Source organism: Pseudomonas sp. EGD-AK9 (genome assembly GCF_000465935.2).
Lineage (GTDB): Bacteria > Pseudomonadota > Gammaproteobacteria > Pseudomonadales > Pseudomonadaceae > Aquipseudomonas.
Genome location: NZ_AVOF01000760.1, coordinates 1 through 744 on the forward strand (window position 1 = coordinate 1; position 744 = coordinate 744).

Here is a 744-nt window from a genome sequence, read left to right on the forward strand (position 1 = left end):
GCCTGGCCCAGGCGGGTCATGTAAGCGTGCACGGACTCGGTCATGGCGGCGGAGGTCTGGCAGTTGAAAAAAGGGGCTGATTATAGCGGGCTCGCGAGGCCGCGCCCAGCGGCGTCCGGTAAGCGGTAGACAAGCCGTTCGCCCAGCCCCCTCGGTAACGCCGCCAGGCCCCTGGCAGCGGGCCTGGCGGTGCGACGGTGACACCCGCCGGCACAGGCCGCCCGAAGGTTGGGTAAACAAAAACCGGCGCAATGTTTACCTTCAAGCTCAGGTTTTGTCCGACAAGATCGCGCCGGCGCAGTCTGCCGCCCGCTTGAGAACAAGAAAAATCGCCGGAGTGCATACCATGCGTTACCGCACCGACTACAGCGCCGCCCTGCTCGCCAGCCCGCCGGCAATCCTGGCCATCGGCGACTGGCGCCTGCACTACCAGGCCTATTCGAGCCGCGAGCAGGACGCCCGCGCGCCGGTGCTGCTGCTCGGCGGCGCCTTCCAGAGCTTTCGCTCCTTCGCCGCCGAGGTCGACGAGCTGCTCGCCGCCCACCCGGTGATCCTGCTCGACCTGCCCAGCCAGGGCGGCAACCTGCAGCTGGCGCCGGAACTGGGCCTGGAGCAGCTGGCCGACCTGATCGCCGCCTTCGCCGAACAGCTGCAGCTGCCGCCGCTGATGCCCATCGGCCTGTCCTACGGCTCGGCGCTGGCCGCACTGTTCGCCGCGCGCCATCCGCAGCGCTGCGCGCGCCT

General features: G+C 69.2%; 1 protein-coding gene. It reads left to right on the forward strand.

Annotation, left to right across the window (positions count from 1 at the left end):
* Nucleotides 1-346: 346 nt before the first annotated feature.
* Nucleotides 347-744 (forward strand): alpha/beta fold hydrolase (locus tag N878_RS23610; RefSeq protein WP_031303944.1); only part of this gene is annotated, 398 nt, incomplete at its 3' end.